Consider the following 22,324-nt stretch of genomic DNA (forward strand, 5'->3'; position numbering starts at 1 on the left):
GGGTAACAGCCTGCCTGACGACGGATTCGGGCGGCGCAACTACCCCCCGTGACGTGCCCGGCCGGGCTCACTCCAGCACGCCGCCGTGCCGCCAGTAGCCGGAGAAGTAGATCCGCCGCTTGTCCACGCCGCGGTCCCGGACCAGGTGCCTGCGCAGCTGTTTGACCAGCTCGCTCTCCCCCGCGATCCAGGCGTAGGGCAGTCCGTCCGGCAGCTCGGCGGCGCGCACCGCGGCCAGCAGCGCCTCCCCCACCGCCGCGCCCGGTTGCCGCGGCAACCAGCTGATGGTGACCTCACCCAGGGTGTCCAGCGGGCGCGCGTCGCCGGGGTCGGGCACCTCGGCGAAGACCACCGCGCGCTCGCCCGGCCCCAGAGCCTCCACAATGGACATCATCGCGGGCAGCGCGGTCTCGTCCCCGGCCAGCAGCCGGAAGTCGGTGTCGGCAGGCGGGTGGAACTCGTTGCCCAGCACCGGGAAGTGCCGCGCGTCCGGTCCGCAGATGGCCGCCCGGTCGCCCTCGGCGGCGCGCAGCGCCCAGGCCGAGGCGGGGCCGGTCTCGCCGTGCAGCACGAACTCGATGTCGACCTCGGCGCGCTCGGGATCGTGCCGCCGGATGGTGTAGGAGCGCATCGGCGGGCGGATGTCCGGGTCGATGTCCAGGTATTCCTGGTACCAGTCGCCGCCGCGGGCGGGCAGCCGGAAGTCGGCGCGCTCGGGGCGGGGGAAGAAGACCTTGCAGCGCTGGTCGTTGCCGCCACTGGCGAAACCCGCCAGGTCCGGCCCGCAGAAGGTGATCAACCGGACGCTGGGCGAGAGCTGGACCACGCGCCGCACCGTGACGTGGAAGATGGTGTACGGACGGATCGTCGACCGGTCCAGCGCCTCAGTGCTCACAGAACCCCCACCTAGGATGCTTAGCCTAACCTTACCAAGATCACCTGACTGGGGACAGTTCCGGCGGATCGGTAGAATTCGCTGACATGCAGTGGCGACGTGGCGGGTGGGAACGAGAAGCCCCGCCCACCCAGGTGAGGCCCGTGCTCACCGACCCGACCAAGCGATCGGCCACCCGGAAGATGGCGGCCCCCAAGATCGCCACCCCGCTGGCCTACGACCTGGACTTCGGCGCGGCCAGCGCCCGCTGGCTGCTGCTGGCCGGCGCGGTGTTCGGACTGGCCACGGTGGCCTGCGCGGCGGTGATCGCCAACGGTGACGCCAAGACCTTCACCTGGGTCTGGCAGCTGCTCTTCGCCGCGCTGTTCATCTGGAGCGTGTTCAGCATCCGCGGCACCCTGCGCGGCCGGGGCGTGATCGCCACCGGGGACGCGCTGTCCTGGCGCAGCGACGGCGCGGTGCACCGCATCCCGTGGTCGGAGATCGGCGCCATCGGCGTGGGCACCGCGCCCTGGTTCAACCACGCCAGCCTGGTGCACCCCGAACAGCGCCAGGCCCTGGAGGTCTTCCCCGCCGACCCCGCCTTCCCGGCCCGCTACCCGGCGCTGGATGAGTGGCGGGTGGACGAGGAACCGCCCATGCCCGGCCTGCCGCACACCCGGTACCGGTTCCCGTTCCCGCCGTTCACCCGGCTGCCGAAGCGGATCGAGCAAGCGGTGCAGGAGATCCAGCCCAAGCGGTGGCATGGGCGCTACGCCCGGCCGCATGGCTGAGCACAATCCAGTGAACATCGCCCGCGCAGCCCGCCCAGGGTCGCGCGGGCGTCCTACTGTCGGGGGTAGCTGATCTTCGTTTCCCACCTCACGCAAGGCGGTGACGAACGTTGTACCTGGACAGTCGGGCCCTGGACGCGGCCGGGGTCGAGAACAAGGTTCTACGCGAGTCCTACGAGTTCTGCCGCCGGTTGCTGATCACCATGGAGGGCCGGTCGTTCTGGGCGGCCAACCTGCTCTTCCCGCCGCTCAAGCGACCGCACATGTGCGCCATCTACGGCCTGGCCCGCTACGCCGACCAGATCGTGGACAGCGGTGATCCGCGGCACCGGGCCGAGGAGTTCGAGACCTGGAGCTCCCGGCTGCTGAGCGACCTGCGCTCCGGGGTGGGCGGCGACCCGATCGGCCGAGCCCTCGGTCACACCATGCACACCTGGGGCATAGCGCTGGCTGATGTGGAGAACTTCCTCAGCGGCATGCGGATGGACCTGACCATCTCCGAGTACCAGGACTTCGCCGACCTGGACCGCTACCTGGAGGCGGTGGACGGGTCCATGGCGCGGATGATCCTGCCGATCCTGGAGCCGCTGGACCCGGCCGCCACCGAGCACACCATCGCGACCAGCAAGGCCATGCAGCTGACCAACTTCCTGCGCGACATCAGCAAGGACTACCGCAGGCTGGGCCGCTGCTACCTGCCGCTGGCGGACCTGGAGCGCTTCGGCGTGCCGCGCGCGGACCTGGGCGCGCGCACCACCAGCCCGGCACTGCGCGAGCTGGTCCGCTTCGAGATCGCCCGCACCCGGGAGCTGTGGGCGCTGGGCGCGGCGGGGGTGAACTACCTGCACCCCAGCAGCCGCCAGGCCTCCCGGCTGGCCACCGCGCTGTACTCCGGGATCCTGGACGAGATCGAGCGCCGCGACTACGAGGTGCTCGACACCAGGGCGAAGGTGAGCACCCGGCGCAAGGCCGCGCTGGTGCTGCGGGAGTACCTGCCCGCGCCGCGCGCACAGGCGGCCTGATCACACGTTGTGTTGAACCGCCCCGGCGCCGGGTTGCCGGTCCGGGGCGGTCCCCCAAGGGTCGAAGGCATGGGTCATGCTTCTTTTTCCCGTCTGTCCATCCCCCTCATCACCGGCTCGCTGCTGCTGCTGGGCACACCGGCCCTGGCGCACCCGGCCGACGCCGACATCACCTGTACCGCGGCGGCCGTGGCCGGCACGTCCGCCGGCGTCACCATGGCCGAGGCAGCCGAGTTCGAGATCACCGTCAAGGACACCACCGCGAGCTGCACGGACAAGCGCAAGGACGTCAAGGCCGGGGAGCGGATCACCGGCGCGGTGATCACCGTGCCGGAACCCGGCAAGGGCAAGGGCACCTGCGGCGAGCTGAAGGCGGAGATCGCCGCGCAGCTGGCCTGGGTGCGCGCCGACGGCGGCGAGACCGAGGCCAGCAAGGTGAAGGTCGAGCTGGCGGTCAAGGGCACCGAGCTGACCGCGAAGGCCGAGCTCACCGGCGGCGCGCTGGACGGGTACACCGTCAGCGGCGACCTGGCCAACCGCACCGAGCTCCAGTCGCACCTCGCGGAGGCCTGCAAGAGCGAGAAGGGCGCCACCTCGGCCGTCTTCGCGCTGACCTTCGGTTTCAGCCACAAGCCGTGGCGCGGCTCAGGCCAGTGACCGCACCCGCAGCCACAGGCCACCCTTGGGGCGCATCGCGGTCAGCGTGACGGGCCGGACCGGCTCGGTCGGCGGGTCCAGCTCGGCCCGCTGGAGCAGCCGGTCCAGCAGCACGGTCAGCTCCATGGTGGCGAAGCTCGCGCCGATGCACCGGTGCGCGCCACCGCTGAAGGGCAGGAACTCGTGCGGCCCCGGCTTGCGGTAGCCGGGGCGCGCCGGGTCCCAGCGCTCCGGGTCGAAGCGCAGCGGGTCGGGGAACAGCTCCGGCAGCCGGTGGGTGACGTAGGGGCTGATGATGACGAGGCCGTCGGCGCGGATCCGGTGCCCGGCGTAGTCGAACCCGCGCACCGGTTTGCGGGCGCTGATCACCGCGGGCGGGTACAGCCGCAGGGCCTCGTTGACCGCCCACTCCCGGTACTGCGCGGACTCCTTCGCCCGCGCCAGCGCCGCCGGGTCCCGGACCAGTTCGTAGATCACCCAGGACATGGCCGCGCTGGTGGTGTCGTACCCGGCGGCGATCAGGCTGATCACCTGGTCCACCACCTCGGTCTCGGACAGGCCCGCGCCGTCCTCGTCGCGGGCCGCGACCAGCAGGGCCAGCACGTCGCCGGCCTCGGGATCCCGGTCCCGGCGGGCGATCTCCGCGCGCACCCGGTCGGCCACCTCGGCCCTGGCCCTGGCCGCGCGGCGGCGGGCCAGCGGGGACAGCTGCTGCACCAGCGGCGGGCGTTCCACCAGGTCCAGGCCGATCTGCAGCAGCCTGCCCAGCTCGGGTTCGTCGGCGGCCAGGCGCGGGCCGAACAGGGCCTGGATGGTGCTGCGGCGGACCACCGCGCGGAAGGCCTGGTAGACGTCGACCACCTGGCCGGGCCGCCAGGTGTCCAGCTCGGCGTCGGCGTTGGCCCGCATCAGCTCGGCGTGCGCCCGGATGTGGCGGTGGTGGAAGGCGGGCTGGACCAGCCGCCGCCTGCGCCGGTGCGGTTCGCCGTCGCTGACGATCAACGCGGTCTCCCCGCCGACCGGCAGCAGGACCTGGAAGGCCTCGCGCCAGCGGAACAGCCCGGAGTTGGCGAAGACGAACTGGTTCGCCGCCGGCCCCAGCAGATAGGTGAAGCGCAGCGGCGGGAAACCGGTCTGGATCACCGGCCCGTGCTCCCGGTCCAGGCGCATCAGCTCGCGGTAGGGGTCGCGCAGCATGGCCAGCACGTGGCGGGACATCAGAAGGTCACCACCTGACGGACCGCCTCGCCACTGGCCAGCCGGTCGAAGCCGGTGTTGATCTCATCCAGGGTGAGGCGGTGGCTGAGCAGGCGGTGCACCGGCAGGCGGCCCGCGGCGTGCAGCTCGACGAAGCGCGGGATGTCCCGGCCGGGCACGCTGGAGCCGAGGTAGCTGCCGCGCAGGGTGCGTTCCTCGGCGACCAGGCTGAGCGCGGGCAGGGTGAGCTTGTGGTCGGGGTGCGGCAGGCCGACGGTGACCGTGGTGCCGCCGGGGCGGGTGGCCGCGTAGGCCTGTTCCAGCACCCGCACGCTGCCGGTGGTGTCGATGACCTTGTCCGCGCCGCCCTTGGTCAGCTCGCGCACCGCAGCCACCGCGTCCGGGCCGCCGGCGACCGAGTCGGTGGCGCCCAGCTCGGTGGCCAGCTTCCGCTTGTCCTCCACCAGGTCCACCGCGACCAGCTGCCCGGCCCCGGCGACCAGCGCGCCGAGCACCGCGGCCAGCCCGACCCCGCCGAGCCCGAAGACCGCCACCCGCTCCCCCGGCTCGATCCGGGCGGAGTTCAGCGCCGCGCCCGCGCCGGTCAGCACCGCGCAGCCGAACAGCGCCGCGGTCTCCCACGGCAGCTCCCTGGGCACCGGCACCGCCGAGCGGGCCGAGACCACCGCGTACTCGGCGAAGGCGGACACGCCGAGGTGGTGGAAGGGCCGCTCCCCCGCCGCGTCCCGCCACCGCCTGGCTCCGCTGAGCAGGTGGCCGGCCCGGTTGGCGGCCGCGCCCGGCTCGCACAGGGCCGGGCGGCCGCCGAAGCAGCGCGGGCAGTGGCCGCAGGCGGGCACGAAGGAGAGCACGACGTGGTCGCCGGGGGTGAAGCCGCTGGTCCCTGGGCCGAGTTCGACGACCTCGCCGGCGGCCTCGTGGCCGAGGACCATCGGGACCGGGCGGGGGCGGGAGCCGTTGATCACGGAGAGGTCGGAGTGGCAGAGCCCGGCGGCGCGGACCCGGATCAACAGCTCACCGGGGCCGGGGCCGTCCAGGGCCAGCTCGACGACGTCCAGGGGCCGGGACCCGGCATAGGGTCCCTCGGCCCCGATCTCACGCAGCACCGCCGCCCGGACCCGCTCCACGCCACTCATCCGACCTCCTGGGTGATCGTTCTCTACCAGTGCAACGAGCTAGGGGCGGAGGAGCTTCTCCAGGGCCGGGCGCAGCGGGGTGGTGATCTCGGTGGGGCGGCGGGTCGCGCGGTCGACGAAGACGTGGGTGAAGGTGCCCTCGGCGGCCGGGGTGTCCGCGCCGGCGGAGAACAGGGCGATCTCGTAGCGGACGCTGGAGCGACCGAGGTGGGCCACCCGCAGACCGGCTTCCACCGGGTCCGGGAAGGCCAGTGGCGCGCGGAACTCGCAGCTGGACTGCACGCACAGGCCGATGGTGGGTCCGCCGTGGATGTCCAGGCCGCCTTCGGCGATCAGGTAGGTGTTGATCGCGGTGTCCATGAAGGCGTAGTACACGACGTTGTTCACGTGGCCGTAGACGTCGTTGTCGCCCCACCGGGTGGGGATGGTCAGCCACTGCACGTATCCGTCCCGCATGGGGTCAGTTTGCCCTGTGCTCCCGGCGATCGTTACCATGCGATCGCATTGGAACAACGTCTCTTGGGGGAAGTCATGATCGTGCTGGGTGCCCTGCTGATCTTCCAGGGCTTTGGCGGCGCGCTGGCGCCGGTGCTCTGGGGTGGCAATCTCGGCCTCACCGCGCTGATCGACCTGCCGATGTGGTCGCGCTACGCGATCGGCGTCATCGGCGTGGCCTGCCTGCTCGCCGGGCTGGGCAAGCGCAAGACCGCCAGCTGATCAAGTAAAGAGCCTTGCCGAAGTCGGGTGGGCGGAGCTACCGTTACGGCTCCGCCACCGATGTAATCCATTGATCCTCCGCTGCGCGCAGAAAATGCGTTTCCGTGTACATGCATAGTGTTTACCAAATTTATACCGAAAACCGGTGAACATCCCACCTATGGAGTTCAGCCATTTAGCGGCCGATACCCATAAACATTTACGCTAGCCTATCCCAGATGCTCTCCCACATATAGCGTAGCATTGGGAAGGACCCCTATGTTCCGTATGATGGCCGCTGTCGGCGCGACATTTGCGTTATTAACGTCGTTTACCCCTGCGGCATTTGCCGACGAGTCCGTGCCTCCGCCCACCGCGAAAATCACCATCGATCTGCTCACGGTGAACGGCTCGGGCTGCCCGCTCGGCACGGCCGCGGTGGCCGTCTCCCAGGACAACACTGCGTTCACCGTCACCTACAGCGAGTACCTGGCGCAGGTCGGCGTCGGCGCCAAGCCGACCGACATGCGGAAGAACTGCCAGCTCAACATGCGGGTCAACGTGCCGTCCGGGTTCACCTACGCGATCGCGCAGGCGGACTACCGCGGGTACGCCAACCTCGCCGCGGGCGCCAAGGGCATCGAGCGTGCCAACTACTACTTCCAGGGAATGTCACCGACGGCCTTTATCAACCACAACTACAACGGGCCGTTCGACGACAACTGGCAGGCCACCGACAAGGTCGATGTGGCCTCCCTGGTCTACGCCCCCTGTGGCGAAAAGCGCAACTTCAACATCAATACCGAGCTGCGCGTGGACAAGGGCACCTCCAATCCCGCGACCACGACCAGCTTCATGGCGATGGACTCCACCGATGGGGCCATCAACACCACATATCACTTCGCCTGGCAGAAGTGCCCGAAGTGGACGTGGCCTTGGTGACCCGGGACTGACCGCGCTGCACCCTGCACAGCGCACGGCGACAACTCAAGTCGCCGTGCGCCAGCGCGCGTATACCCGCTATTCGAACCAGGTGCCCGAGGCCCAGGTGCGCCCGTCCCACACCTTCCGCTCGGCCGCGCCGGGGTCGGCCACCGCCCGGCGCTCGGTGCCGAAGATCCAGGTTTCCCGCTCGGTCTCGGTGTAGCGGGGCCATTCCGGCTGATCCGGCAGTTGCGGCGACCCGGTGCGCGCGAAGGCGGCCCAGCGCCGGTGCATCTCCGCGGACAGCTCGGCGGCCACCGGATCGGCGCTGAGCGGGCTGCCCCGCCGGTCCGCGCCGTGCGCCCACACGTACGGCAGCTCGGTGCCGTGCCCGGCCGCCAGCATCGGCGAGAGCCAGGGCGCGGCCGCGTCGAAGCGGTAGCGCCACGCCGGCGCGTGCCTGCTCTGCGCGTCCAGCAGGCGCACCGTGGGCACCCCGTAGCGCTCGTCGGTCATCACCGCCGCGTTGACCTCCCTGGTGCTCGCGGCCGGCCGGTTGGCCCGATAGGCCGAGAGCACCTCCTGCGCGCCGGTCTCGCCGAAGGCGGCGGCCAGCACCCGCGGCGCCCGGTCCCCCGCCCACGGGTCCATGGCCAGGTACAGCGCGGACTCCTCCAGGTTGCTGCCGGCCAGCAGCGGCACCCCGGCCGCGGACCCGTCGGCCACCCTGCGCACCGGCACCTCGGGCAGCACCGCGCCGTCCACGGTCGGCCGCCACACCCACATGCCGCGCCCGAACGGGCTCAGCTCGGTCTGCGCGGCCAGCAGCTCGGCGGCAGGCACCTGGCTGAGCCGGTTCGGCCGCACGTCCAGCAGCGCCAGCAGCCGGGCCGCCAGCGCGGCGCTGACCTCCTCGGCGGCCACGTGGTCCCCGCCGCCGCTCTGCGAGATCACCCCGTGGAAGAGCCCGGCCGCGGCGGGCGCGGCCATCAGGTTGGCCACGCTCTTCGCGCCCGCGGAGTTGCCCGCGATGGTGACCCGGGCCGGGTCGCCGCCGAAGGAGGCGATGTTGTCCCGCACCCAGCGCAGCGCGGCGATCTGGTCCAGCAGCCCGCCGTTGGCCGCGTGCGGGTGGGTCTCGCCGAGGTTGAGGAAGCCGAAGGCGCCCAGCCGGTAGTTCAGGGTGACCACGACCAGGTTGTCCCGGCGGGCGAAGGTGTCGCCGTCGCCGACGTGCTCGGGCCCCGCGCCGACCACGTACCCCCCGCCGTGCACCCACACCAGCACCGGGTGCGGGCCGGGCGCCACCGGCGCGCACACGTTGAGGTACAGGCAGTTCTCGCTGATCCGGCTGGGCTCGTCCATCGCGGCCGGGGTGGGCACCGGCACCGGGGCGGGCATCGCGGGCAGCACCGGCTGCATGGCGCGGGCGGCGAACCGGCGGGCGCCGCGCACCCCGGTCCACGGCCGCACCGGCTGCGGCGGGCGGTGCCGCAGCTCGCCCAGCGGCGGTTCGGCGTAGGGCAGGCCACGCCAGGCCAGCACGCCGTCGAGGTCCAGCCCGCGGACGGTGCCCGCGGCGGTGTCGACGACGGTGCGGTCAGTGCTCACAGGGTTCCCCTCGCCGGTGGTTCGACAGGGCGGATCAGGACGGGGCCGGGCTGGAGTCGCGCACCACCAGCTCGGGGGTCAGCCGGACCGGCTCGGCCGCGCGGCCGTCGAGCCGGTCCAGCAGCCGGGCCACCGCGGTGCGGCCCATCTCCCGCATCGGCGAGCGCACGGTGGTCAGCGGCACGGTCAGCGCGGAGACCATCGGGATGTCGTTGAAGCCGACCAGCGCGAAGTCCTCGCCGATGCGGCGGCCGTGGTCGCGCAGCGCGCCCATCGCGCCGATGGCGGCCTCGTCGTTGACCGCGAAGGCCGCGGTCACCGGCAGCCCGGCGCGCAGCACCCGGTCCATCGCCGCGTAGCCGCCAGCCGAGTCGTACCCGCTGTGCGCCACCAGCTCCGCGGGCACCGGGTGCCCGGCCTCGGCGCAGGCGCGGCGGAAACCGGTGGTGCGGTCGGCGCAGGTGCTCGCGTAGGGCTGGCCGGCCAGCACCGCGATCGCGGTGTGCCCGCGCGCCAGCAGGTGCCGCGCGGCCAGCCCGCCACCGGCCTGGTCATCGCAGGTCACCGAGGGGTGCTCCGCGCAGCGGCGGCTGACCAGCACGAACGGCGAGTCGTCGCGCACCAGCCGGTCCAGCCCGGCCCCGTCCAGCCGCGCGTCGCCCACGATCAGCCCGTCCACCCGGGAGGACAGCAGCGCGGCCAGCGCGGACTCGTGCTGCTCGGCCGAGTCGTGCGTGTTGGTCACGAAGGTCCGGTAACCGGCCTCCAGCGCGGCTTCCTGGATGCCCTCGTAGATCGCGGCCAGCACGTAGTCGGTGAGGGTGGGCACCAGCACGCCGAGGATGCGGGTGCGCTGGGTGCGCAGGCTGGCGGCGTACTCGTTGCGGATGTAGCCGAGCCGCTCGGCCGCGGCCCGCACCCTGGCCTCGGTGTCCGCGGTGACCTGGGCGGTGCCGTTGAGCACCCGCGCCACGGTGGAGATGTGCAGACCGGTGGCCTCGGCCACTGCCCGCAGGGTCGCCCGCGCCACACGCACCTCCTAGCCCGCCCCGAACAGCCTAGTGGTCCGCGGCGTCCGCGCCAGGCTCAGGCCGATCAGGCGAGGGTGCGGCCGGACCTCGTGCGATCAGCGTGCTCGCACCGCGACTCTCGATACATTCACGCCATGCCGGTCACCGCGGGGGAGCGTGTGCGTGTGGTGGTGCCGCTGCTGGGTGGCGTCCCGTTGTTCGAGCTGGCCGTGCCGTGCGAGGTGTTCGGCTGCGACCGGCTGGACCTGACCCCGCGCTGGTACGACCTGGCCCTGTGCCAGGACCGGGCCGGGTCCCGGCGCACGCCGGAGGGGCTGCTGGTGGAGGCCACCGAGGAGCTCACCGCGCTGGAGTCCGCCGACCTCGTGGTGGTGGCCGCCGGCATGTCCTCCCAGGCGTCGCCGCAGTTGCTGGACGCGCTGCGTCGGGCGCACCGCCGGGGGGCGCGGATCGCCGCGGTGTGCTCGGGCGCGTTCGTGCTGGCCGAGGCGGGACTGCTGACCGGCCGCACGGTGACCACCCACTGGCTGCACGCCGACGCGCTGCGGCGGGCGCACCCGGAGGTCGGGGTGGACGAGACCGCGCTCTACCTCGACGACGGCGACATCCTCACCAGTGGCGGCACCGCGGCCGGGATCGACCTGTGCCTGCACATCGTGCGGCAGGACTTCGGCGCGGCCGTCGCCGCCGAGGTCGGGCGGCGCATGGTCGTCGCCCCGCACCGGGAGGGCGACCAGACCCAGTACATCCCGGCCCCGGCGACCCCCTCGGCACCCGCGGGCCTGGCCCCGGTGCTGGAGTGGGCGATGACCAGGCTGCACGAGCCGCTGACCCTGCGGCAGCTCGCCCAGCGCGCGGCGATGAGCCCGCGCACCTTCGGCAGGCAGTTCACCCGGCAGGTCGGGCTGACCCCGCTGCGCTGGCTCAACCAGCAGCGCCTGGCCACCGCCCGCGGGCTGCTGGAGACCACCGACCTGACCGTCGACCGCATCGCCGAACGCACCGGCTTCGCCACCGGCGCGCTGCTGCGCCAGCACTTCCGCCGGGCCCTGCGCACCACGCCCTCGGCCTACCGCCGCACCTTCGGCGCGGGCGGACACACGCCCTAGGCTCACCGGCATGGACGGCACCACGCTCCGGGACCGGCGGGCCGAGCTGCGGGACTTCCTGCGCAGCCGCCGCGCCCGGCTCACCCCGGCCCAGGTCGGCCTGCCGGAGACCGCGCGCCGCCGCACGCCAGGGTTGCGGCGGGAGGAGGTCGCGGTGCTCGCCGGGGTCGGGATCAGCTGGTACACCTGGCTGGAGCAGGGCCGGGACATCACCGTCTCCGGCGAGGTGCTGGACGCGGTGGCCAGGGCCTTGCGGCTGGCCGAGCCGGAGCGCGCGCACCTGTACCGGCTGGCCGGGCTGAACCCGCCGGAGGCCACCGGCGCGGTCGCGGTGGACCCGGAACAGCAGCGACTGCTGGACGGCTGGCTGCCGAACCCGGCCTACCTGATGGACCGGCACTGGAACTTCCTGGCGCTCAACACCGCGGCGCGGCGGGTCTTCGGTTACGACCTGGGCCACGCGCACAACTGCCTGGTCACCTTCTTCACCCAGGCCGACTGCCGGTTCCGCTGGGCGGACTGGCACACCGTGGCCGCGGACATGGTGGCCAACTTCCGCGCCCAGTCCGCCCGCTACCCCGGGGACGAGCACTTCGCCGAACTTGCCGCGGACCTCTCCAGCGTGTCCCCGGAGTTCGCCGGGCTGTGGGCGCGGCACGAGGTGCGGGAACGCAGCAGCGGCACCAAACAGCTGGTCCATCCCGAGGTCGGCGAGCTGAGCTTCGACTACACCGTGCTCACCGTGCCCGACCAGCCCGGCAACCGGCTGCTGCTGCACCTGCCGACCCCCGGCACGCCCACCGCGGACCGCCTCAGCCAGGTGCTGTCGACACCCGGATAAAGCGACACTGGTTGATCTTGACCGGCGGCCGCAGGATCAGCGCCATGAACCGATTCACGAACAAGGTCGCCCTGATCACCGGCGGGGCGAGCGGGATGGGCCTGGCCACCGCCCGGCTGCTGCACGCCGAGGGCGCCACCGTGGTGCTCACCGGCCGCCGCGCCGAACTGCTGACCACGGTCGCCGAGGAGCTGGGCGAGCGGGTGCTGACCGTGCCCGCCGACGTGGCCAAGACGGCCGAGCTGGACGAGCTGTACCGCCGGATCGACGGCGAGCTGGGGCGGCTGGACGTGGTCTTCGCCAACGCCGGTACGGCGGTGTTCAAGCCGGCGGCCGAGCTGACCGAGGCCGAGTTCGACCGGCTGGTGGGGATCAACCTCAAGGGCCTGTTCTTCACCGTCACCAAGGCGCTGCCACTGCTGGAGCGGGGCGGCTCGATCGTGCTGAACGCCTCCTGGACCCAGTACCGGGGCCTGGCCGGGGCCTCGGTGTACGCGGCGACCAAGGCCGCGGTGACCAACCTGACCCGGACCCTCACCGTCGAGCTGGCTCCGCGCGGGATCAGGGTCAACTCGGTCAGCCCCGGCTACATCCGCACCGACATGATGACCGAGGCCATCCCGGACGCGGCGGCCCGGGAGGCCTGCCGCCGCGAGGTGCCGCTGGGCGAGCTGGGCTTGCCCGAGCAGGTCGCGGACGCGGTGGCCTTCCTCGCCTCGGACGCGGCGGGTTACGTCGCGGGCACTGACCTGATCGTCGACGGCGGCCTCACCTACGCCCCGGTCCGCTGAGCCGTCCGCGGGCGCGGCATTGACTGGCGGGTGCTGACCGGCGGGCATTGACCTGCGGGTGTTGATCTGTTGTGCTTGGGCGAACGTTCGCGCGATCGTTCGTTTCGGGAGGTGGGCGATGGGCAGGCTTGTGGTGATCGCGACCGGGGGCACCATTTCCAGCATGCCGACCGAGGCGGGGCTCGCGGCGGGGTTGGCGGGGCGGGAGGTGCTGGCCGCGGCGATGGCGGGCGGGGCTGGGCTGGGTCGCGGGGCCGGGGCGGAGGCGGCTGGGCTGGGTGTGGCGGCGCCCGGTGGGGCGGGGCTGGGTGTGTTGACCGGGGCGGCGCCGGTGCCGGTTGACGTGGTGGACCTGTGCACCGTGGACAGCTCCGCGCTGACCCTGGCCCAGCAGCTCGACCTGCTCCACCAGGTCCGGGCCACGCTGGCCGATCCGCAGGTCGTCGGGATCGTGGTCACGCACGGCACGGACACCATGGAGGAGACCGCCTTCCTGCTCGACCTGCACCACGACGACCCCCGGCCGGTGGTCTTCACCGGTTCGCAGCGGCCGCTCGGCGACCCGGGTTCGGACGCGCCGGGCAACCTCGCGGACGCCTTCGCCGTGGCTCGGCAGGCCCGGGGGCACGGGGTGTTGATCGCGTTTGGCGGCAAGATCCACTCCGCGCGGGGCACGGTCAAGCACCACACGCTGGAGCCGGATGCCTATCGCGATCCCAGCGCTGCCCCGGTTGGGCACATCGTCGGGGGTGAGGTGCTGCTTGACGCGCCCAGGCACCGGCCCGCGCCGTTGCCCGCGCCGGTTTCAGGGCGGTCGCCCAGGGTGGATGTCCTGACTCATCACACCGATGGGGACGCGGTGTTGCTGCGGGCCTCGCTGGCGGCGGGGGCGCGGGGGATCGTGCTGGTCGGGGCGGGGTCGGGCAATGTGAACGCGGAAGTGGTCGAGGCGGTCCGGGAGGCCACCGCGGCTGGGGTGCTGGTCGCGGTGACCTCGCGGACCGCGGCGGGTCCGGTGCTGCCGATCTACACCTCGGCCACCGAGCTGACCAGGGCCGGCGCGGTGCTCACCGGCACCCTGCGCGCGGCCCAGGCCCGGATCGCGGTGGTCAGCGCGCTGCTGGCGGGAGCGCCTGAGCGGCTGCCGGAGCTGCTGGCGAGCTGAGCACGGTTCCGCCGAACACCACCGCGGCGATTCGGCGGGTGTTGGCGATGTCGGTCAGCGGATCACCTGCCAGCAGCACCAGGTCGGCGACCCTGCCTGGGGCGATCGCACCGAAGCGGTCCTCGACGCCCAGGAAGCGGGCCGGGTTGACGGTGGCGGTGCGCAGCGCGTCGGCTGGGCTGAGTCCGGCGGTGGTCAGCAGGGCCAGCTCGTCGTGCAGGCTGAAACCGGGGACGAAGGTGTCGCTGCCGGCCAGCAGCGGGACGCCCGCACGGTGCAGGGCGGCGGTGAACTCGCGGTAGCGGTCGAACAGCCGCTGCTCCTTCGGCTGGTCGGTTGGCCAGGTGGCGGCCTGGGACCAGCCCTGGCGCAGCATCGGCTCGATCCGCGGCAGGTAACCGGCCAGGGAGAACCGGTCGGTGCCCATGGTCGCCTTGGCCTGGTGCACGGCCAGGGTGGGCACGTGCCAGGTGCCGTTGGCCAGGAAGACCGCCAGCAACCCGTCCAGTCGCGCCGGGTCCGGGGTGGCCGCAGCGCGGTGGGTGAGGTCGTTGAGGCGCTCGAACATGGCCTGTGGGTCGGCCGGGTCCAGACCGGCGAAGGACAGCTCGTCGCGCTCGCGGGAGGTGGCGACCAGCAGGCCGTCCAGGTGTTCGATGCTGCGCTGGGCGGCGGCTTCCCGCGCGGAGACCTCGAAGGGCACGTGCCCGGCGACGTCGAGACCCGCCCGCTCCGCCTCGGCCAGCAGCGCGAAGTAGGCCGCGCGGGGCAGCTGGGAGTACACCTTGAGGAAGTCGGCCTCCGCGCATTCGGCCACCGCGGCGCGGGCCTGCTCCGGGGTGCTGACCGCGATCGAACCCGGCCGGCTGGGGCGCGGGCCGTCGATGATGCGGCTGCCGAAGACCATCCGGGGGCCGAACAGCTCACCGGTGCGCAGCCGCTGCCGCCACTCGGCGTGCACCGGGGCGCCGCCCATCTGCCGGACGCCGGTGACGCCGTTGGTCAGGAAGCCGGGCAGGTAATCGGCGTCGAAGCCGTGGGTGTGCATGTCCCACAGGCCGGGGATGAGGTAGCGGCCGCGTCCGTCGAGGACGGTGGCGCCCGGCGGTGGGTCGAGCCGGCCGACCTCGGTGATCCGGTCGCCGAGGACCAGCACGTCTTGGCTGGTCTCGACCGTGCCGGTGGCCACGTCGACGAGGTTGGCCCCGGAAATGAGAACGGACCCGCTTGCGACGGGTCCGGCCAGTTCAGGCGACTTTCTGGATGCTGTCACCCCTCCGAAGGATAACCCGGCGCCGTCTCAGGCTCCCCCACCACCCCCGCCACCGGGCGGCGCGGAGGTCGCGTTGGTCACCGGCGGGTTGGTCGTGGTGGTGGTCGTCGTGGTGGTGGTCGTGGTCTTGGAGCTGCTCGGCGGCGCGCTGCTGGGCGGGGCGCTGCTCGACGGCGGCGCGCTGGAGCTCGGCGCGGTGCTGGTGGACTCGCCGGTGGTCGCGCTGGGACTGCTGGTCACCTGGCTGGACCCGACGGGCTGGCGCGGGTTGGTGGTCCGGCTGGTGGAGCTGGTGGTGTCCTGCGGCGCGTTCACCGGCACCTCGCCTGCCGGGTTGGTCGGACTGGTGGGGGTGTCGCTGGGCGGCGGGATCAGCAGCAGCGCGGCCGCGACCGCGCCGCCTGCCAGCAGCACGCCGCCGGCGACCAGGGCCGCCCGGCCGCGTTTGCGTTGCCACCACGGGATTCCGGCCGCCGCGACCGGCAGCAGCCGGGGGATCTCGGTGCGGGTCGGGTCGGCGCGGCTGACCTTGGCGGTGACCACCGCGACGGTGGCGTCCACCTCGGCGTCCGGGCTCTGCGCGATCAGCCGCAGCGAGTCCTCGAACTCCTGGGCGCTGAGCCGGTCGCCGGGTTCCTTGCGCAGCATGGCCTCCAGCACCGGGGCCAGCGGCCCGGCCAGGACCATCGGGTCGGGTTCCTCGGTGAGCACCGCGGTCAGCGTGGGCAGCACGCCGGTGCGGTCGAACGGGGCCTTGCCCTCCACCGCGGCGTACAGGGTGGCGGCCAGCGCCCACAGGTCGGAGGCCGGGCCGAAGGGCAGGCCGCGGGCGCGTTCCGGGGCGATGTAGCCGGGGGCGCCGACCAGCACGCCGGAGACGGTAAGCGAGGAGTCGCCGTCCACCGAGGCGATGCCGAAGTCGGTGAGCACGGCCCGGTCGTCCGGGCAGACCAGCACGTTGCCGGGTTTGACGTCGCGGTGCAGGATGCCGTGCTCGTGCGCGGCCCGCAGCGCGCCCAGGATCTGCTCGCCGACCATGGCGGCCCGGCGCGGGGACAGCGCGCCGTCCTCGTCGATGACCTTGGACAGCGCCCTGGCCTCGACCTTCTCCATCACGATCCACGGACGGCCGTCCTCGGTGACCACGTCGAAGACGGTGACCACGTTGGGGTGGCTGATCCGGGCCGCGGCGCGCGCCTCCCGCTGGGTGCGCTCGCACAGCGAGGCCTGTTCCTCCTCGCTGGCCCAGTTCGGCGCGAGCACCTCCTTGATCGCCACGTCGCGGTGCAGCACCTCGTCGTTGGCGGCCCAGACCGCGCCCATGCCGCCTCGTCCGATCAGCTCACCGAGGCGGTATCGCCCGCCCAGCAGATCGGGTCGCGGGTTGCCCGCGGTGGTCGGCGTCATGTCCATCCCAATTCCACAACCAGGCGCCGCCCACACCGGGCACGGCGTCTTCCGTCCGCAAACCCTATCCGTTCGCGCCGTCTGGCGGAGTGGCGTTGGATCCTCTGCTGCCCCGTGCCGCGTCCCACTGGGCCATCGCGGCCAGCATCCCGAGCGGTTCCACAGTGGACAAGTCCGGATCCAGCTCGCGGTACAGCTGGTACATGTTCGGCGCGACCCGCTCGGACTCCCCCAGCTCCGCGTACTCCCCCAGGTCCACCGCCAGCGCCGCCTCCATCCAGGACAGCCCCTTGGCGTGCCACTGACGCGCCTGCTCCCGGAGATGCCGCCAGTAACCCTGCACCGCGCGGACCCCGTCGCAGTCGGTCACCGGGCCGTGACCGGGCACGATCAGCTCCGGTGAGAGCGCGATCATCTCGTCACAGGCCCGCAGCCAGTTGTCCACCGGGCCCTCCCACATGATCGGCGCGCCACCGATGAACAGCAGGTCCCCGGTGAACAGCACGCCCGCGTCCGGCACCCAGGCCACCGCGTCCCCGCCGGTGTGCGCCGGGCCGAGGTTGCGCAGCTCGACCAGCCGCCCGCCGATGGTCAGCGTCCGTTGCTCGTCGAAGGTCTCATCCGGCGTCCGCTGGGTGATGTCGGTGAACTCGTAGGCCCCGAACGCCCGCCGCAGCCACCCGGCCAGCACCGGCCCCAGCGCCTCGGCCGCGGGCGGGGACAGCAGCGCGGCCATCACCTCCGGCGGGGCCTCGTGCTCCATCTCGTGCGCGGTCTCGGTGACGGCGTGGATGGTCACCGACGGGTCGAGGCATTCGTTGCCGTAGCAGTGGTCGCCGTTGGCGTGGGTGTTGAGCGCGTGCGTGATCGGGTGCGCCGCGGTGATCGGGGCCATCGCGGCCAGCATGGTGCGGGTCAGGTTGAGGTCGTAGAGGGTGTCGATGAGCAGTGACTCGCCGTCGCCGCTGACCAGGCCCGCGTTGCTCAGGCCCCAGCTGCCGTCGGGGGCCAGCCAGGCGTGCACGCCGGGGGCGAGCTCGTGCAGACCGGTGGTGTAGGGGATCTCCGCAGCGCTCACCGGCCGATCTTCTCAGGCCGGTGGCGCGGAAGTACTCATTGGTGCGGGATGTCGAGACCGGCCGCGCGGAGCTTCGCCTCGACCAGCGCGGTCAGCCGGGTCGAGGTCGGTCCGTGGTCCTCTTCCCGGTGGTGGTTGATCAGCCCGTACCGGGTGGCGGCGTCGGATCGGGCCTGGAACCCGGTCGGCAGCGCCAGCAGTTCGCGGTTGGCCAGCAGGTTGTCGGCCATGGCCGAGGCCAGCTCCTCGACCCGCGGATCGTCCGGATCCCAGGACCGGGCCTGCCAGCCCCGCCTGGCCAGCTCGACGTACCCGGGGTCGTCGAGCCGGTGTTCGAGCTGGGTCAGGAAGGCGTCCAGGAACTCCGGCGCCAGGACCCTGGCCAGCACCATGGCTTCTCGTTGGTCGGCCACGTAGCCGGCGCCGAAGCCGAGCGCGGCGAAGCGGTCCAGGACGGCCAGCGCGCGGCCGGGCAGCAGGACCCGGTCACCGTCGGCGAGTTGGCGCAGCATGTCGCGCCGGGCGATCAGGTCGGCGATCCGGTCGGTGAGCTGCCGCTCGACCTCGGTGAGCGCGGTGGCGAAGTCCTCGGCGTCGGCCGCCAGCAGCGGAGCGACCTCGGCCAGCGGCACACCGGCCGCGGCCAGGGTCCTGACCTGGACCAGCCGCAGCAGGTCGGCCGAGCCGTACCGCCGGTAGCCGGAGCTGTCCCGGCGTGGTTCGGCGAGCAGCCCGTGCTGGTGGTAGTGCCGCACGGTCTTCACGGTGACTCCGGCGAAGGCCGCCGCCTGGCCGATCGTGACGCCGCGGGCGGCGGCCGAAGTCGGGGGTGTCATGCCGCGAGTGTGCGGCCTGACCTCAGGTCAAGGTCAACCCGTCCGCCCGCCGCAGAACACCTCGTCGACAAGCCGCTGCTGGGCCTTGCGGAAGGCCTGTGCCTCGTCGATCGCGGCGTTCCCTGAGGTCACCGAGGCGGTCAGCACCGTCTTGCCGTCGGGTGTGCTGTACATCAGCGCCCCGTAGCCCTTGACGCCGCCGTTGTGGGTGAACACCGTGACCGCGCACCGCGGCGGCGGGAACGGCGACCCGGACTTGCCGTCCTGCACGAACAAGCCGAGGCCGTAGCCAGGGCTCTCCGGGTGTGGCTTGCGCATCTCGGCCAGCAGCGGGGCGGAGAGGATCTCGCCGCGCTGCAACGCGGTGAAGAACTTGCGCAGATCCTCGGTGGTGGAGATCATCTCGCCGCCGGCGTGGATCCAGGAGGGGTTCTGGCGGGTCACGTCGACCACCTGCCACCGCTGCTCGGCGTCCTGGTAGCGGTAGTAGCCGTGGGCGTGCGGCCCGGAGATCCCGATGCGGGCGCCCGGCACCTCGGTGCCCGTGAGTCCGAGCGGTGCCAGGAGCCGCGCGCGCATCTCCTCCCCGTAGGAGTGGCCGGTGACCTTCTCGACCAGCAGCGCGGCCAGCAGGTAGTTGGTGTTGGAGTAGCTCCACGCCGTCCCCGGCACGAACTTCAGGCGCTGGGACAGGGCCAGCCGCGCCAGCTCCCCCGGCGGATAGGTGCGGAACCGGTTGGCCACCCATTCCTTGCCCTGCCAGGGAATTCCCTGCACGTACTTGCCGTCGGCGTCGAAATCGCCGGTGAAGTCCAGCAACCCGGTGGTCTGCTGCAACAGCATCCGCACCGTGATCTGCCGGTCCAGCCCGAGCTCCGGGAGGTAGTCCGCGGCTGGGCGGTCCAGCTCGATCGTGCCCGCGTCCACCAGTTGCAGCACCAGGGTCGCCACGAAGGTCTTGGTGTTGCTGCCGATCCGGAACCGCCCATCCGTCCTGGGCTTCGCGGTCTCGCCCAGCTTGCGCACCCCGGCGCTGCCGGTCCAGGTGCCGTGCTGGTCCTGCACGCGCAGCTGCACCCCGGCGAAGCCGTAGGCCACGACTTCCTGGATGGCCTTGCGCAACTCCGGGCGATCCGGTCCCGTCGCGGCCGGGCTGTCCGCGGCCATCGCGGGCGTGGCCGCCCCGGCCAGCAGCGCGACGGCCAGCGCCAGCCGCGTGCTGGAAGTGATCTTGTTTGCCATGCGGCCAGGATTCAGCTTGACCCAGGGGCGGGGTCAACCCCTGGCGCGCAAGTTCCGGTCGCAGCTCGAATTTCGGGCCATACATGTATCACCTGAACTATCGATGAGCTGCGCAAAGGCCGAAAGCCCGCCGCCAGGTGGCCGCCAGGATCGCAACAGGATCTGTCCAGGCCCGCTCCGTAAGGTCCTTGATCGACGCAAGACGACACTGGGGGTCGGTTTGCTTTACCACCAAGCACTTTCGGCGGTGGTGCCGGTGCCGCCGCACGCCCTGCACGCCGGGGCGGCCCTGCGGCGGGACGGCACGGACTTCGCGCGCGTGCGGCTGCTCGCGGAGTCGGCGGAACCGTTGCCGCCCATCGTGGTGCGCCGGGCGACCATGCGGGTGGTGGACGGGGTCCACCGGCTGCTGGCGGCGCGGCGGCGCGGGGACGAGACGATCGCGGTGCGGTTCTTCGAGGGTGACGAGCGTGAGTCCTTCGTGCTCGCGGTGCGGCTCAACCTCGAGCACGGCCGGTCGCTCTCGACGGCTGACCGGATCGCCGCGGCCACCCGGATCATCGCCTGGTACCCGAGCTGGTCGGACCGGGCCATCGGGGCGGTCGTGGGGGTGTCCGGCAAGACCATCGGCAAGGTCCGGCGGCGGTCGGCGGCGGCTCCCCGGTCGGAGGTCAGGATCGGCCAGGACGGGCGGGCCCGGCCGGTGAGCGCGGTGCGGGGCCGGCTGGCGGCGGGTCGGTTGCTGATGGAGAACCCGGAGATCTCGCTGCGCGCGGTGGCCAAGGCGGTGGGCATCTCGCCGTCGACGGTGCTGGACGTGCGCAACCGGCTGCGGCGCGGCGAGGACCCGGTGCCCGCGCCGCGCGAACGCCCGGCCGCGCAGGGGGAAACGGAAACCGGACGGCGCAAAGCAGGAGCCGGGCCGGGCGCAGCGGGGGCTGGGCCGGGCGGAGCAGGAGCCGGGCTGGGCGCAGCGGGGGCTGGGCAGCGGCTGTTCCGGCAGCCGCGCACCGCGGGGATCCGGCAGAACCTGCGGCAGGATCCGGCGTTGCGCTTCACCGAGTCGGGGCGGAACCTGTTGCGCTGGCTGGACGCCCAGGCCGTCGACCCGACGAGCATCGCGGGCAGCGTGCCCGCGCACTGCGCGCCGGTGGTGGCCGAACTGGCCAGGCAGACCGCCGAAGCCTGGCTGCGGCTGGCCAGGCAACTGGACCACCCGGCGACCGCGCGCGAGTAGCTGTTGCCAGCACTGTGCCGTTGCACCCCTGTCGCCGTTGCACCCCTGTCGTCGTTGCCTCGGTGTCGCCGTTGCACCGTCGCGGCTGTTGCACCGTAGTCGCATACCACCTTGGGCATATACCTTGCGTGGTGTGCTGATCGTGCTGCGCAACCGGGCCTACCGGCGCCTGTTCACCGCCCAGGTGCTGGCGCTGCTGGGCACCGGGCTGGCCACGGTCGCGCTGGGGCTGCTGGCCTACCGGCTCGGCGGGGAACGGGCCGGGGCGGTGCTGGGCACCGCGCTGGCGATCAAGATGTGCGCCTACGTGCTGCTCGCGCCGATGGTCACCGCGCTGGCGGCCCGGTTGCCCCGGCGGGCGTTCCTGGTGTCGACGGACCTGCTGCGGGCCGTGGTGGCGCTGGCGTTGCCGTGGGTGGACGCGGTGTGGCAGGTCTACGCGCTGATCGTGGTGCTGCAGGCCGCCTCGGCCGCGTTCACCCCGACCTTCCAGGCCACCATCCCCACGATCCTGCCCGGCGAGCAGGACTACACGCGGGCGTTGTCGTTGTCCCGCTTGGCCTATGAGCTGGAGAGCCTGCTCAGCCCGGTGCTGGCCGCGGTGCTGCTGACGGTGCTCAGTCCCGGTCAGCTGTTCCTGGGCACCGCGCTGGGTTTCCTGGCCTCGGCGCTGCTGGTGCTCGGCGTGGCGCTGCCCGGACCGGTGGCGGAGCCGGGCGGAGCGTTCGAGCGGGCGAGGCGGGGACTGCGCGTCTACCTGGCCACGCCCCGCCTGCGCGCACTGCTCGCGCTCAACCTCGCCGCCGCGGCCGCCGGCGCCATGGTGCTGGTCAACACGGTGGTCCTGGTGCGCGGCGAGCTGGGTATGCCGGACTCGGCGGTGGCGCTGGCACTGGCCGCGTACGGGGCGGGCTCGATCCTGGCCGCGGTGCTGATCCCCTTGCTGCTCAACAGGTTCAGCGACCGCGCCCTGATGATCACTGGCGCGGCCGGGCTGGCCGGGGTGCTGCTGGCGACCGGGCTCGCGCTGGCCCTGCTGGACCGGGACGCCTGGTGGGCGGTGCTGCTGATGTCCTGGCCCGCACTGGGTTTCGGCGGCGCGGCGGTGCAGACCCCTGCCGGCCGGCTGCTCCGCCGGTCCGGGCAGGCCGCGGACTGGCCGATGCTCTTCGCCGCCCAGTTCACCGCCAGCCACGCGGCCTGGCTGGCCGCCTACCTGCTCGCCGGGCTGCTCGGCGCGGTGGCGGGACTGCCCGCGACGCTGGGCGCGCTGGCGGCGCTGGCCGGGGGTGGCGCGCTGCTCGCCTGCCGGTTGTGGCCGCCGGGCGCGCGATCGTTCACCCGCGGGCCGGGAAGACCGGCGGGTGAACGAGTTCGGTGAC

The 22,324-nt window shown here is 72.7% G+C and carries 22 protein-coding genes; 11 read left to right on the plus strand and 11 right to left on the minus strand.

The features are described 5' to 3' along the window. Positions 1–67 precede the first annotated feature (67 nt). A complete protein-coding gene (locus M8C13_RS08195) occupies positions 68–895 on the minus strand; it encodes a siderophore-interacting protein (RefSeq protein ID WP_252479886.1) in 828 nt (275 codons plus the stop codon). 86 nt (positions 896–981) lie between these two features. Between M8C13_RS08195 and M8C13_RS08200 the strand changes: the two genes are divergently transcribed. The 3 genes from M8C13_RS08200 (at position 982) to M8C13_RS08210 (ending at position 3,347) form a co-directional block, all read left to right on the plus strand. Next, on the plus strand, positions 982–1,668 hold the full coding sequence (locus tag M8C13_RS08200; protein ID WP_252479887.1) for a hypothetical protein: 687 nt from the start codon (positions 982–984) through the stop codon (positions 1,666–1,668). Between the two features lie 110 nt (positions 1,669–1,778). Continuing rightward, complete coding sequence (locus tag M8C13_RS08205) at positions 1,779–2,690, plus strand: phytoene/squalene synthase family protein (RefSeq protein ID WP_252479888.1); 912 nt, start codon at positions 1,779–1,781, stop codon at positions 2,688–2,690. A gap of 69 nt (positions 2,691–2,759) precedes the next feature. Further along, the gene (locus tag M8C13_RS08210) at positions 2,760–3,347 is read left to right on the plus strand and encodes a hypothetical protein (protein WP_252479889.1); all 588 of its coding nucleotides are present in this window, start codon (positions 2,760–2,762) and stop codon (positions 3,345–3,347) included. Here M8C13_RS08210 and M8C13_RS08215 read toward each other — a convergent pair. Genes M8C13_RS08215 through M8C13_RS08225 form a run of 3 tightly spaced genes read right to left on the minus strand, consistent with a single transcriptional unit; the run spans position 3,336 to position 6,157 of the window. Next, the gene (locus tag M8C13_RS08215) at positions 3,336–4,565 is read right to left on the minus strand and encodes a cytochrome P450 (RefSeq protein WP_252479890.1); all 1,230 of its coding nucleotides are present in this window, start codon (positions 4,563–4,565) and stop codon (positions 3,336–3,338) included. The genes M8C13_RS08210 and M8C13_RS08215 overlap by 12 nt on opposite strands. Continuing rightward, complete coding sequence (locus M8C13_RS08220) at positions 4,565–5,701, minus strand: zinc-dependent alcohol dehydrogenase family protein (RefSeq protein WP_252479891.1); 1,137 nt, start codon at positions 5,699–5,701, stop codon at positions 4,565–4,567. The genes M8C13_RS08215 and M8C13_RS08220 overlap by 1 nt, the downstream gene beginning before the upstream one ends. Positions 5,702–5,740: 39 nt before the next feature. Then, the gene (locus M8C13_RS08225) at positions 5,741–6,157 is read right to left on the minus strand and encodes a thioesterase family protein (RefSeq protein WP_252479892.1); all 417 of its coding nucleotides are present in this window, start codon (positions 6,155–6,157) and stop codon (positions 5,741–5,743) included. 75 nt (positions 6,158–6,232) lie between these two features. On the opposite strand from M8C13_RS08225, the gene M8C13_RS08230 reads away from it, so the two are divergent. Further along, positions 6,233–6,418 carry a hypothetical protein gene (locus M8C13_RS08230; protein WP_252479893.1) on the plus strand — a complete coding sequence of 62 codons (186 nt, stop codon included), beginning with the start codon at positions 6,233–6,235 and terminating at the stop codon, positions 6,416–6,418. A 267-nt stretch (positions 6,419–6,685) separates the two neighbouring features. Then, the gene (locus M8C13_RS08235; protein WP_252479954.1) at positions 6,686–7,339 is read left to right on the plus strand and encodes a DUF4360 domain-containing protein; all 654 of its coding nucleotides are present in this window, start codon (positions 6,686–6,688) and stop codon (positions 7,337–7,339) included. Between the two features lie 78 nt (positions 7,340–7,417). On the opposite strand, the gene M8C13_RS08240 is transcribed toward M8C13_RS08235, so the two are convergent. Next, a complete protein-coding gene (locus M8C13_RS08240; RefSeq protein WP_252479894.1) occupies positions 7,418–8,932 on the minus strand; it encodes a carboxylesterase/lipase family protein in 1,515 nt (504 codons plus the stop codon). Positions 8,933–8,966: 34 nt separating this feature from the next. Beyond that, complete coding sequence (locus M8C13_RS08245) at positions 8,967–9,962, minus strand: LacI family DNA-binding transcriptional regulator (protein WP_252479895.1); 996 nt, start codon at positions 9,960–9,962, stop codon at positions 8,967–8,969. Between the two features lie 135 nt (positions 9,963–10,097). Between M8C13_RS08245 and M8C13_RS08250 the strand changes: the two genes are divergently transcribed. From M8C13_RS08250 to M8C13_RS08265, 4 genes are all read left to right on the plus strand, one after another. Then, positions 10,098–11,072 (plus strand): GlxA family transcriptional regulator, encoded by a 975-nt coding sequence (locus tag M8C13_RS08250; RefSeq protein WP_252479896.1) that lies wholly within the window; start codon positions 10,098–10,100, stop codon positions 11,070–11,072. A gap of 10 nt (positions 11,073–11,082) precedes the next feature. Then, the gene (locus M8C13_RS08255) at positions 11,083–11,913 is read left to right on the plus strand and encodes a helix-turn-helix transcriptional regulator (RefSeq protein ID WP_252479897.1); all 831 of its coding nucleotides are present in this window, start codon (positions 11,083–11,085) and stop codon (positions 11,911–11,913) included. A 44-nt stretch (positions 11,914–11,957) separates the two neighbouring features. After that, positions 11,958–12,704 carry an SDR family NAD(P)-dependent oxidoreductase gene (locus tag M8C13_RS08260; RefSeq protein ID WP_252479898.1) on the plus strand — a complete coding sequence of 249 codons (747 nt, stop codon included), beginning with the start codon at positions 11,958–11,960 and terminating at the stop codon, positions 12,702–12,704. 118 nt (positions 12,705–12,822) lie between these two features. Next, positions 12,823–13,869: an asparaginase gene (locus M8C13_RS08265; RefSeq protein ID WP_305883932.1), complete on the plus strand. Its 1,047-nt coding sequence runs from the start codon at positions 12,823–12,825 to the stop codon at positions 13,867–13,869. On the opposite strand, the gene M8C13_RS08270 is transcribed toward M8C13_RS08265, so the two are convergent. The 5 genes from M8C13_RS08270 to M8C13_RS08290 all read right to left on the minus strand — a co-directional run bounded on the left by M8C13_RS08270 (position 13,814) and on the right by M8C13_RS08290 (position 19,705). Further along, a complete protein-coding gene (locus M8C13_RS08270; RefSeq protein WP_252479900.1) occupies positions 13,814–15,058 on the minus strand; it encodes an amidohydrolase family protein in 1,245 nt (414 codons plus the stop codon). The genes M8C13_RS08265 and M8C13_RS08270 overlap by 56 nt on opposite strands. Before the next feature lie 111 nt (positions 15,059–15,169). Further along, entirely contained in the window at positions 15,170–16,555 is a 1,386-nt protein-coding gene (locus M8C13_RS08275; RefSeq protein ID WP_252479901.1) for a serine/threonine-protein kinase, read from the minus strand. A 58-nt stretch (positions 16,556–16,613) separates the two neighbouring features. Further along, positions 16,614–17,627, minus strand: a complete 1,014-nt coding sequence (locus M8C13_RS08280) for an MBL fold metallo-hydrolase (RefSeq protein WP_252479902.1) — start codon at positions 17,625–17,627, stop codon at positions 16,614–16,616. 35 nt (positions 17,628–17,662) lie between these two features. Further along, positions 17,663–18,463, minus strand: a complete 801-nt coding sequence (locus tag M8C13_RS08285; RefSeq protein WP_252479903.1) for a MerR family transcriptional regulator — start codon at positions 18,461–18,463, stop codon at positions 17,663–17,665. Positions 18,464–18,496: 33 nt separating this feature from the next. After that, the gene (locus M8C13_RS08290) at positions 18,497–19,705 is read right to left on the minus strand and encodes a serine hydrolase (protein ID WP_252479904.1); all 1,209 of its coding nucleotides are present in this window, start codon (positions 19,703–19,705) and stop codon (positions 18,497–18,499) included. A gap of 256 nt (positions 19,706–19,961) precedes the next feature. Between M8C13_RS08290 and M8C13_RS08295 the strand changes: the two genes are divergently transcribed. Together M8C13_RS08295 and M8C13_RS08300 are read left to right on the plus strand one after the other, a co-directional pair. Further along, the gene (locus M8C13_RS08295) at positions 19,962–20,942 is read left to right on the plus strand and encodes a winged helix-turn-helix transcriptional regulator (protein WP_252479905.1); all 981 of its coding nucleotides are present in this window, start codon (positions 19,962–19,964) and stop codon (positions 20,940–20,942) included. A 133-nt stretch (positions 20,943–21,075) separates the two neighbouring features. After that, the gene (locus M8C13_RS08300) at positions 21,076–22,323 is read left to right on the plus strand and encodes an MFS transporter (RefSeq protein WP_252479906.1); all 1,248 of its coding nucleotides are present in this window, start codon (positions 21,076–21,078) and stop codon (positions 22,321–22,323) included. Position 22,324: the final 1 nt, after the last annotated feature.

This window comes from Crossiella sp. SN42 (genome assembly GCF_023897065.1).
Classification (GTDB): domain Bacteria; phylum Actinomycetota; class Actinomycetes; order Mycobacteriales; family Pseudonocardiaceae; genus Crossiella.

Excerpts from the sequence above, each read along its gene's own strand:
- M8C13_RS08275 (WP_252479901.1), bottom strand. The coding sequence starts at position 16,555 with ATGGACATGACGCCGACCACCGCGGGCAACCCGCGACCCGATCTGCTG.
- M8C13_RS08215 (WP_252479890.1), bottom strand. The coding sequence starts at position 4,565 with ATGTCCCGCCACGTGCTGGCCATGCTGCGCGACCCCTACCGCGAGCTG.
- M8C13_RS08230 (WP_252479893.1), top strand. The coding sequence starts at position 6,233 with ATGATCGTGCTGGGTGCCCTGCTGATCTTCCAGGGCTTTGGCGGCGCG.
- M8C13_RS08250 (WP_252479896.1), top strand. The coding sequence starts at position 10,098 with ATGCCGGTCACCGCGGGGGAGCGTGTGCGTGTGGTGGTGCCGCTGCTG.
- M8C13_RS08225 (WP_252479892.1), bottom strand. The coding sequence starts at position 6,157 with ATGCGGGACGGATACGTGCAGTGGCTGACCATCCCCACCCGGTGGGGC.
- M8C13_RS08290 (WP_252479904.1), bottom strand. The coding sequence starts at position 19,705 with ATGGCAAACAAGATCACTTCCAGCACGCGGCTGGCGCTGGCCGTCGCG.
- M8C13_RS08210 (WP_252479889.1), top strand. The coding sequence starts at position 2,760 with ATGGGTCATGCTTCTTTTTCCCGTCTGTCCATCCCCCTCATCACCGGC.
- M8C13_RS08260 (WP_252479898.1), top strand. The coding sequence starts at position 11,958 with ATGAACCGATTCACGAACAAGGTCGCCCTGATCACCGGCGGGGCGAGC.
- M8C13_RS08200 (WP_252479887.1), top strand. The coding sequence starts at position 982 with ATGCAGTGGCGACGTGGCGGGTGGGAACGAGAAGCCCCGCCCACCCAG.
- M8C13_RS08220 (WP_252479891.1), bottom strand. The coding sequence starts at position 5,701 with ATGAGTGGCGTGGAGCGGGTCCGGGCGGCGGTGCTGCGTGAGATCGGG.
- M8C13_RS08285 (WP_252479903.1), bottom strand. The coding sequence starts at position 18,463 with ATGACACCCCCGACTTCGGCCGCCGCCCGCGGCGTCACGATCGGCCAG.
- M8C13_RS08255 (WP_252479897.1), top strand. The coding sequence starts at position 11,083 with ATGGACGGCACCACGCTCCGGGACCGGCGGGCCGAGCTGCGGGACTTC.
- M8C13_RS08265 (WP_305883932.1), top strand. The coding sequence starts at position 12,823 with ATGGGCAGGCTTGTGGTGATCGCGACCGGGGGCACCATTTCCAGCATG.
- M8C13_RS08235 (WP_252479954.1), top strand. The coding sequence starts at position 6,686 with ATGATGGCCGCTGTCGGCGCGACATTTGCGTTATTAACGTCGTTTACC.